The sequence below is a fragment of the Streptomyces sp. NPDC046900 genome, from assembly GCF_040644975.1.
Lineage (GTDB): Bacteria > Actinomycetota > Actinomycetes > Streptomycetales > Streptomycetaceae > Streptomyces.
In genome coordinates this window covers 1-8,449 of record NZ_JBEYXD010000167.1, presented here as the reverse complement: position 1 = coordinate 8,449, position 8,449 = coordinate 1, and the positions used below count along the sequence as shown (strand labels likewise).

At 68.6% G+C, this 8,449-nt stretch carries 9 protein-coding genes and 1 pseudogene; 3 read left to right on the top strand and 7 right to left on the bottom strand.

Annotated features, from left to right (window positions below; translation table 11 throughout):
* Positions 1-250: 250 nt before the first annotated feature.
* On the bottom strand, positions 251-1,543 hold the full coding sequence (locus tag ABZ904_RS49485) for an MFS transporter (protein WP_361002804.1): 1,293 nt from the start codon (positions 1,541-1,543) through the stop codon (positions 251-253).
* A gap of 241 nt (positions 1,544-1,784) precedes the next feature.
* Positions 1,785-2,420: an isochorismatase family cysteine hydrolase gene (locus ABZ904_RS49480; RefSeq protein ID WP_361830740.1), complete on the bottom strand. Its 636-nt coding sequence runs from the start codon at positions 2,418-2,420 to the stop codon at positions 1,785-1,787.
* Positions 2,421-2,588: 168 nt separating this feature from the next.
* Between ABZ904_RS49480 and ABZ904_RS49475 the strand changes: the two genes are divergently transcribed.
* Together ABZ904_RS49475 and ABZ904_RS49470 are read left to right on the top strand one after the other, a co-directional pair.
* The gene (locus tag ABZ904_RS49475; RefSeq protein ID WP_361002810.1) at positions 2,589-3,155 is read left to right on the top strand and encodes a TetR/AcrR family transcriptional regulator; all 567 of its coding nucleotides are present in this window, start codon (positions 2,589-2,591) and stop codon (positions 3,153-3,155) included.
* A gap of 143 nt (positions 3,156-3,298) precedes the next feature.
* Complete coding sequence (locus ABZ904_RS49470) at positions 3,299-4,000, top strand: helix-turn-helix domain-containing protein (RefSeq protein ID WP_359392856.1); 702 nt, start codon at positions 3,299-3,301, stop codon at positions 3,998-4,000.
* Between the two features lie 143 nt (positions 4,001-4,143).
* Here the strand turns inward: ABZ904_RS49470 and ABZ904_RS49465 are convergent.
* Positions 4,144-5,382: pseudogene (locus tag ABZ904_RS49465) on the bottom strand (SpoIIE family protein phosphatase).
* A 397-nt stretch (positions 5,383-5,779) separates the two neighbouring features.
* Between ABZ904_RS49465 and phoU the strand changes: the two are divergent.
* Positions 5,780-6,448 (top strand): phosphate signaling complex protein PhoU, encoded by a 669-nt coding sequence (phoU, locus tag ABZ904_RS49460; RefSeq protein ID WP_361002875.1) that lies wholly within the window; start codon positions 5,780-5,782, stop codon positions 6,446-6,448.
* A 45-nt stretch (positions 6,449-6,493) separates the two neighbouring features.
* Here the strand turns inward: phoU and ABZ904_RS49455 are convergent, their stop codons facing one another.
* The 4 genes from ABZ904_RS49455 to ABZ904_RS49440 form a co-directional block, all read right to left on the bottom strand.
* Positions 6,494-6,679: a hypothetical protein gene (locus tag ABZ904_RS49455; RefSeq protein ID WP_359392851.1), complete on the bottom strand. Its 186-nt coding sequence runs from the start codon at positions 6,677-6,679 to the stop codon at positions 6,494-6,496.
* 25 nt (positions 6,680-6,704) lie between these two features.
* Positions 6,705-7,130, bottom strand: coding sequence for an SsgA family sporulation/cell division regulator (locus tag ABZ904_RS49450; RefSeq protein ID WP_361002817.1), 426 nt, complete (start codon positions 7,128-7,130; stop codon positions 6,705-6,707).
* Between the two features lie 221 nt (positions 7,131-7,351).
* On the bottom strand, positions 7,352-7,660 hold the full coding sequence (locus tag ABZ904_RS49445) for a hypothetical protein (protein ID WP_359392847.1): 309 nt from the start codon (positions 7,658-7,660) through the stop codon (positions 7,352-7,354).
* A 215-nt stretch (positions 7,661-7,875) separates the two neighbouring features.
* Positions 7,876-8,166, bottom strand: a complete 291-nt coding sequence (locus ABZ904_RS49440) for an isochorismatase family protein (protein ID WP_361830742.1) — start codon at positions 8,164-8,166, stop codon at positions 7,876-7,878.
* Positions 8,167-8,449 lie beyond the last annotated feature (283 nt).

Genomic DNA, 8,449 nt, shown 5'->3' with positions numbered 1-8,449 from the left:
GCTCTCTTGCGTGCTCATGGCAACAACATTGGATTCCTGCACACGGCCCCCGCGTCCGACTGACTATCGGGCTCACTCGCACCAAGTAGAAACGACGTCCTCCGGACGGGCACCCCGCCCCATTTTCCCGGCCCCGGGGTGAGGCCGACAGGCCTCGGGATGACTGACTAGGAACGGTTGACGGGCGGCCAAGGACGTTCGAGCTGACGGCGGCTACGGCCCACGGACATGGGTCAAGGGGATCCGGGCGTCATCGACCGGTCCGGACACGGGCCGCCGCCGAGTGCCGGCTCGTCGGCGGCTGGTGTTCGACCGGGAGAAGCTGCCGTCGACTGCCGCGGCCGTCCCGTATCCGCTTCCGGACGCCATGGACCGTCAGGGTCAGCGTCCCCGTGGCGAGGAAGGCCAGGCCCACGCAGACCGTCGCCGTCCAGCCGTGTCCCTGGAAGAGGGCGAGTGCGACGGCGGAGCCGATGGCGCCGCTGGCGAACAGCGCGAACATATAGAGCGTGTTGAGCCTGGCTCGCAGGAGCGCGGGCCCGGCGAAGATCCGGGTCTGATTGGCTATCTGCGCACTGGTGGTGCCGTAGCCCAGCAGATTGCAGCCGATCATGAGGGCCACCACCGAGTCGGCGCCCAGCAGAAAGACGACGAACGCTGTCACGCCGGACGCCAGGGCGATGAGGTTGACCCTGCCGGGGCCGTAGCGATCGCTGAGCCGGCCGGAGTAACGCGCCGCCAGGGCGCCGGGCACGCTGCTGAGACCGAACAGCCCCGCTGCGGCCGGCCCCAGTGCGAGGGGCCTCTCGGAGAGATGGAAGGCCAGCGTGGCCCAGAACGCCGAGAAGGCCGCGAAACTCGCCGCGCCGAGGACCGCGGACAGGCGCAGGGACGCGTGCCGGACGACGAGCGGCGGCATGGACACCAGAAGTCGCAAGTAGCCGGGCTTGTCCTCGTCCGTGTCACGCGGCCTGTCCGGCATGTGCCGCGGGAGCACGAACAGGAGGGACGCGGTGGCCAGGGCGGCGGCCACGTAGTCAACGCGCCATGTCCCGGTCGCTTCGGCGAGGGCTCCCGAGACGGTACGGGACAGCAGTGCGCCCAGGGTCAGTCCGGTACCGACGGCGCCGAGGGCCCGGCCTGCCTGACCGGGCGCGGCCAGCGAGGCGACGGTCGGCATGATGATCTGCGGAAGCACCGTGGTCGTCGACAGGACGAGGGTCGCCACGCTCAGCAGGGTGATCGACGGAGCCAGGGCTCCCGCCAGCAGGGCCAGCGTGGTGATGACGAGCAGGATGCGGGAGACCTTGCGCAGCGGGGCGCGGTCGGCGAGGGGGACGATCGCGACGATTCCCAGCGCGTAGCCGATCTGGCCGGCCGTGGCGACGACGCCGGCGGCTTGGGCGGGGGCGCCCAGATCCTGCGCGATCCGCTCGAGAAGCGGCTGGGTGAAGTAGATGTTGGCGACAGTGACGGCGGTGGCGGTCGCGAAGACGGGGATGGTGGCGCGCTTCACGCCCGGGACGGGCGACAGAGCGGTCATGGAAGGCCCTTACAGCGAGAGGAAAGCGGAGGTGGACATCCGCGTGGGGCTACGCCTGGGTACGGCGGGGACGTACACCCGGGGGTCGCTCGAGCCGGCGTCCTGATACGCCGCGCACGCCAGTACCCGTGGGGTACGGGGCGCTGGACGCAGGGCGCCGATGGCAAGGCGTCGAGTCAGTGGCTCATCGCCCCGGTGACGGCGGCCGGACAGGTGGCCGCCGTCACCGGGAGGCGTCCGGTCAGGAACGCGTCCGTGCTGCGTCGAACGCGGTGACGAGCTGGTCGGTGGTGACGATGGCGTGGGCGAAGGTCGGCCCGTTCAGCTCGTGGGCGGCGTGCATCATCTCGGGGAGGAAGGCCGCGGTGGCATCCCGCACGAGTGTCACGTGGTAGCCGAACTCCATGGCGTAACGGCCGGTCGACTCGATGCAGGTGTTCGCCAACAGGCCGACGAGGACTACATGACTGATCCCGTGCTGCTTGAGCTGGAAGTCCAGATCGGTGTTGGCGAACCCGCTCTGTGCCCAGTGCTCGGCCGCCACGATGTCACCGGTCTGCGGCTGGAAGTCGGGGTGGAAGTCCCCGCCCCAGGTACCGCGTACGAACCTGGGCCGCTCCATCATGCTGCGCTGGGTGGGACTCGGGTGGTCCCAGCTCTCGTAGTCCCCCGGCTCCCAGCGGCGGTGCGGCACGAACACCACGCGCACATCGGCCGCACGGGCCGAAGCGATCACCGAACGCAGATGCTCCAGCAGTCCGGCCTCCTTGGCCACGGCCTCGACACGGGGCCAGAGCTTCCCGCCCTCGGAGATGAAGTCGTTGAAGGGATCGACGAGCAGCACGGCCGTGCGACGGGGGTCATAGGTCTCGGACACGATTTCTCCTCAGCTCTGGATGATGCGTGACATCCTGAACTGAGGATGACCATAGCAATCCTGGAAGTCAAATATGTCCAGCTCATCTCACCGTTTCCACCGTCGTGTATGATGGGCATCATCTAATTCTTGGGCGGCGTTCGCCGTCGCGCACAAGGAGGACCTGACATGGGGCACTCACAGGCGGAGAAGGCGGCCTCCCGCGAGAGGGTGCTGCGCGTCGCGGCCCGCAAGGTCCGCGTGGAAGGCGTGAGCCGCCCCGGCGTCGCGGATCTCATGAAGGAAGCGGGCCTGACGCACGGCGGCTTCTACAAGCACTTCTCCTCCCGCGACGAGTTGATCGCCGAGGCCGCGGCCCTGGCCCTCTCCGAGGGCTCGGCGAAGATGGAACGGGCCGCGCGGAAGAACGTGCGGGAACCCCGCAGCGGTCTGATCGACTCCTACCTCGCCAAACAGCACCGGGACTCCCCCGGCACCGGCTGCGCCCTGGTCTCGCTCGGCGCCGCTGCCGGGCGCGGCGACGAAGACCTCAAGAAGGCCTACGAACAGCAGGTCCGCGCCTACCTCGACCTGATCGCCGGACTCGGAGACGGCTCCGAGGAAGCCCGGGCCGAGGCCATGCTCACCCTCAGCGCCCTCGTCGGTGCGGTGCTCATGTCCCGGGCTGTGGCCGACCCCGAACTGTCCGACGCACTGCTGACGAAGGTCGCCGACCAACTCCGGCGACAGGAGTGAGGGGCCCTTTCCCGCGGCCCCACTGCATGGCTCCGGCCATGCCGGGTACGTGCGGCCGAGGTAGCGCTTCCAAGTATCGCGATGTGCGCTAGCACACGGTCGCGCACCCGTTTTCGAGGGGCCCCTCATGTTAGGCTCAGTGCATGAACGCCCGACCGTTTCCGCCCGCGCCCGCGGCGCCGGTCAAGCCGCTGCGGCGTGACGCCCAGCGCAACCGGGACGCGATCGTGGCCGCTGCCCGTGAGGCCTTCGCACAACAGGGCCTCGACGCATCCCTGGAGGGAGTGGCCCGCCAGGCCGGCGTTGCCATCGGAACGGTCTACCGGCACTTCCCCACCCGGCTCGCCCTGGTGGAAGAGCTCTTCACCGCGAAGTTGGCCGAACTGGTCACCGCCGTCGAAGAGGCCGCCGCCATGGACGACGCCTGGCAGGGCTTCTGCCATTACCTCGAGCGGCTGTGCGAGCTTCAGGCCTGTGACCGCGCCTTCCATGACCTGGTCTCCGCCAAGCTCCCCCTCCATGTGCTCAGCCGGGAGATGGTCGACCGCGCGAGGGAACGGGGAGCGCAGGTCTTCCGAGCCGCCCAGGAGCAGGGGATCGTCCGTGCCGACGTCACCCCGGAGGACGTCGCCTTCGTCATCTGGTCCCAGGCCGGCATCATCCAGGCCACGCGCAACGTCGCCCCCCGTGCCTGGCGCCGCCACCTCCACCTCATGCTCGACGGCTTCCGGGCGGACTGCGCCCACCCCCTGCCGGAACCGCCACTGGCCCCCCAGCAGGTCGACAGGGCCATGGTCATCATCGAATGCCCCGAGCAGGAATGCCCGGAGTGCCACGAGGAGTAGTGGCCCCTGCTGTGCAGTAACGGGCCTGCCTCCCCGCGCCGCAGGAGTGGGCCTGGTCAGGCCACGCTCGGGATGACCTGCGGTTTCCGCCTTCCTCACCCATCCTGGGCCGTGGTGGAGCCGTCATCGTGACGCTGTACGAGCTACAGACGGACGACGATCAATGCGATGTCGTCGTCCCCACCACCACTGACGCCGAGGCGGGACAGCAGGGTGTCAGCCAGGTGATCGGGGCTGAGGCGGGAGTTGGCGACGAGGGTGTCGGTGAGCCGGCACAGGCCCACGTCGACGTCCTCGCCGCGGCGCTCGATGAGCCCGTCGGTGTAGAGGACGAGGGCATCGCCGGGGGTATAGGGAAGGGCGGCCTGGGGGCGCGGGACATGCTGGGGGCGGGTTCCCAGTGGCGGGTCAGTGGCCTGGTCGAGCAGAACGAACGTCCCGTCCGGGCGGACGAGAACCGGTGGCGGGTGGCCGGCGCTGCTGTAGGTGATGTGGCAACGGTGGGTGTCCACGACGGCCTTGACCACGGTGGTGGCCAGTGCCCCTTCGACCGAGCGGGCGTACAGGCCCAGGACCTCGATGGCCTTGGCGGGATCGCGCAGCGCGCGTACCGCGGCGGACAGGGCGCTGCGGAGCATACCCATGACGGCGGCGGCCTCCAGGCCGTGGCCGACGACGTCGCCTACGGCGACGGTGAAACCGTTGTCGGGCAGGTCCACCACGTCGTACTAGTCGCCGCACACGTTGAGCCCTTGGGCGGCAGGCAGGTAGCGCACCGCGACGTTTCGGTGGTTGTCCAGGTCCGGCGACTGCAGCATGGCCTCCTGGAGGGTGACGGCGACCTGTCGTTCCCTGGCGTGGGCCTGCCGCAGTTGCTCGTTCACCAGCTGGAGCTCCGGCGCCCGCGCATACAGTTCGGCCTCCATCGCCTCTCGCTCTTTGAGCGCGTCACCCGGCTGCGACAGGCAATGGGAGAGCACGAAGTCGGTGACGTCCTCCGCCCGGTGGACGATCCACGCCACCTGTCCGTCCGGTCCGAGGACGGGGATGTTGATGGGGGACCACCACCGTTCCTCGAACACTCCCGGGTGGTCGGGCACCGGAATGTCGTACTTCTGCATCGCCATCGTGTCCGGCTCCTTCGAGCGCAGGACTCGGTGCAACGAGGCACTCAGATTCCGCATTCCGTCGGCGTCGGGGTCTGCCGGGTTTTCGGGGAACGCCTCGAAGAGGTATCGCCCGACCAGATCTTGCCGAGAGTGGCGGGTGGCGCAGCAATACGCCTCGTTGACTGCGACGATCACAAGATCGGGACCCAGCACGAGGTGCGGGCTGGGTGTGACGGCGAACAACGCCTCGTAGTCGACCGGCGCGGTAGCCACAGACACTGCACTCGCCTCTTCCTGTCCGGAAGCCTCCTCTCCTCTTTCCACTATGCGGGCCGTGTGTGGACCACGCGAGGGCGATCAACGATGACAGGCAGCGACCGCTTTCCGTCGGGACCCGGTCATGGAGACTCCCCTGACCTACATCAGTCTGATGTCATCACCACCGCGCCCCGGGTGACCCCTGCCGGCGAAACAGTCCTGCCTTCACCATGAGACGAATCGCCCATCACAGTGGGTGCAGGGGCCGCCCTTACCGCCGTCCTTCTGGTCGCAACGAGTGCCCGCTCTCCCCCAAGGGCGCCGAGCACCGCCGCCGGCAGTCCGATGAACACACTGTGGGAGCCTGGTGGCGGCGGAAGTCTGGCACACACGAGTGGACGGTGAGGACGCGATGCGGGCGGCCTATCACGAGGAACTGGCCTCGATCAGTGACGGCCTGGTGGAGATGGCGAATCTGGTCGGCTCGGCCATCGGCCTGGCGACGACCGCTCTCCTGGATGCCGATCTGCAGCTTGCCGAGAGCGTGATCTCAGCCGACCAGAGGGTCGATGACCTCCAGCGTGACCTGGAGGACCGGGCGATCGCGGTGCTGGCGAGGCAGTACCCGGTTGCCACGGACCTGCGGGTCGTGGTCACTTCGCTGCGCATGAGCGCGGACCTGGAGCGCTGTGGTGACCTGGCCCAGCATGTGGCCAAGCTCGCCCGGATGCGTTATCCCGAACGAGCGGTGCCGCGCGATCTGCGCCGCACGATATTGGAGATGGGCCAGCTCGCGCAGCGCCTGATGGCGCAGGCCGCCGAAGTGGTCCTCACCCAGGAGGTCGGTGCGGCGCTCCAGCTGGAGAAGGACGACGACCGCATGGACGAGTTGCACCGCATGATCTTCCACCATCTGATGGACGACCGGTGGCAGCACGGCGTGGAAACCGCCGTGGACGTGACGTTGGTCGCCCGCTACTACGAGCGGTTCGCCGACCATGCGGTGTCGGTGGCCCGGCGCGTGGTCTACCTGGTGACGGGCGAGCACACAGACGAGCTGACCACGGACGGGCCCGCATGACCTCCGCCGGGCTCGGCGAGGGTGCCCGCTTGTCAGGCTCTCCCTCTACGTCGTCGCGCGGCACGTAGCAGCGTACGGAAGCTCAGGCAGTGCGGATCGCCGATCATCACAACGTTCGGACATCGTCGCGAGGCTTGTCGCCGCGTCATCGAGGCGTTCGTCGCCATCGGGCAGCGGAATGAAGGCGCCTCGGAAATCCTGCTTCTTCTCGGCAGCGAGCGTGCGCACCACGCATCAGTGGTTGGCGCGAACGGCTTCAGCTGCCCGCGAGCAGTTGTGCCAGTTCGGCGTCGAGGTCGAGGTGCTCGGACTCGGCGCCCGGCGGCACCACCGAATGCGTCTGGCGCAGAAAGAGTTCCACGCTCGATGCGGGCAGTTCGAGCAAGGCCGATCCGTCGGGTGAGCTGAGGGCGAGACACAGCACATCGTCCGCGGCAGCGCCGGCGGCCGGCCACATCCGCACGTCCCCCTCACCGGCAGGGCCGCTCAGGGCCTGCGCCAGCAGGTCACGGCCGAAGACCCAATCCACGCTCTCGCTCCCCCCGACGGGGTGGAAGGCGGCGCGGACGACATAGGGATCGCCGGTCTCGTACCAGAGCGCCACAGACAGGTGCACCGACAGGTCATCAGACCTGATCAGCCGTACCGGCAGCTCGCACGCCACAATGTGCAAGGAAGTCATGGTCCATCACTCCGACAGCCTGCTACGCATTGACTCCGATGGCTCACACCGTGTTCCGGACCGCGGGACACAGGCGGCCACCACTGCGCAGCGCGCAGCATCGGCAGGGAAGACGGCATCAGCTGCTCCTGTGGGCTCTCGCCTGGTTGGCACGCCTCTGGAAGGCTCCCCCAGGGGGCCGGTGCGGGCACGCACCCCGGGCCCTCGTCCAAGCGGCGGTATCAGCCCTGAGCCAGCAGCAGCTGGTCCACGTACCAACGGTCCACGGCGCCGTGGCGGAGCGGAGTCACATCGATCCACTTTTCCTCGATCCACCGGTACAGGCGGTGACCGTCCCACCGGTAAGCGCCCTGGTGATAGCCCTGCAGCGAGTCCACACCAGCGCCGGTCGCGACACTGACGGCCTCGGACCGGGTGGGGTGAGCGGGCTGGGAGGCAGCCATCGCCGAGCTCCCGGCACCCACCACGGCGCCGCCTGCGATCGTCGCAGAAGCAACAGCCACCACCACGCGTGTGATCAGCCTGTTCATGGTCATCTCCTCGCTGGTTGCCCCGGTCCGGCCCACCGGGCGGTGGGTCATCGCTTCCGCGGACCGTGGCGCACGTTCTGAAAAAGTCGCCGGCGAGATGCCCTGAACAATCTGAGGGGTCCCTCACGTTTTGACTTCGCCAGCGTACTTGAGGGGTGCCTCATATTCTTGGTGAGGCTCATCACAGCAGGTGGGAAGGGCTTCTCAGACGGCCTTCAGGCGTTGTTTTCGGGCGGGCGCGCCCTGGCCGGGACAGCGTGCGGCAGCGCTGCGGACGTCCGGTCAGGCGTGCGGGCGTGCCGCGTCGAATCGAATACGTCGACGAGCCAGTCGGTGGTGACGATTGCATGAGCGAAGGTCGGCCCGTTCAGCTCATGGGCGACGTGCATCATCTCGGGGAGAAGGGCCGCGGCGGCATCGGGCACCAGCGTCACGTGGTGGCCGAGCCCCAAGGCGAAACAGCAGGTCGCCTCCACGCAGGTGTTCGCCGGCACACCGGCCAACACCACCCGCCCGATGCCGTGCTGCTTCAGCTGCAGATCCAGATCGGTGGTGGCGAACCCGCTCTGCGCCCCGTCCAGTGCTCCCGAGCCACGATGTCACCATCGCCGCCGACCGTTGGCCGTGTGTGCGCGATCGCCCACCTTCATTGTCCGCCGCGGACCCTTCCGGTGCCCCTCCGCCAGGGCGGTCCCGTCCTGGCACGCCGGCGGCGGTGGGCCACGCGGGAGCCGGTCGAGCCCGACCTGTCCGTCCGTGAGGTGCGGGCCGGCGACCGGTACCTGATCT

What these genes read in the sequence shown, in the direction of transcription:
- ABZ904_RS49485 (WP_361002804.1), bottom strand. Translation starts at nt 1,543, where the DNA reads ATGACCGCTCTGTCGCCCGTCCCGGGCGTGAAGCGCGCCACCATCCCC.
- ABZ904_RS49475 (WP_361002810.1), top strand. Translation starts at nt 2,589, where the DNA reads ATGGGGCACTCACAGGCGGAGAAGGCGGCCTCCCGCGAGAGGGTGCTG.
- ABZ904_RS49470 (WP_359392856.1), top strand. Translation starts at nt 3,299, where the DNA reads ATGAACGCCCGACCGTTTCCGCCCGCGCCCGCGGCGCCGGTCAAGCCG.
- phoU (WP_361002875.1), top strand. Translation starts at nt 5,780, where the DNA reads ATGCGGGCGGCCTATCACGAGGAACTGGCCTCGATCAGTGACGGCCTG.
- ABZ904_RS49450 (WP_361002817.1), bottom strand. Translation starts at nt 7,130, where the DNA reads ATGACTTCCTTGCACATTGTGGCGTGCGAGCTGCCGGTACGGCTGATC.
- ABZ904_RS49445 (WP_359392847.1), bottom strand. Translation starts at nt 7,660, where the DNA reads ATGAACAGGCTGATCACACGCGTGGTGGTGGCTGTTGCTTCTGCGACG.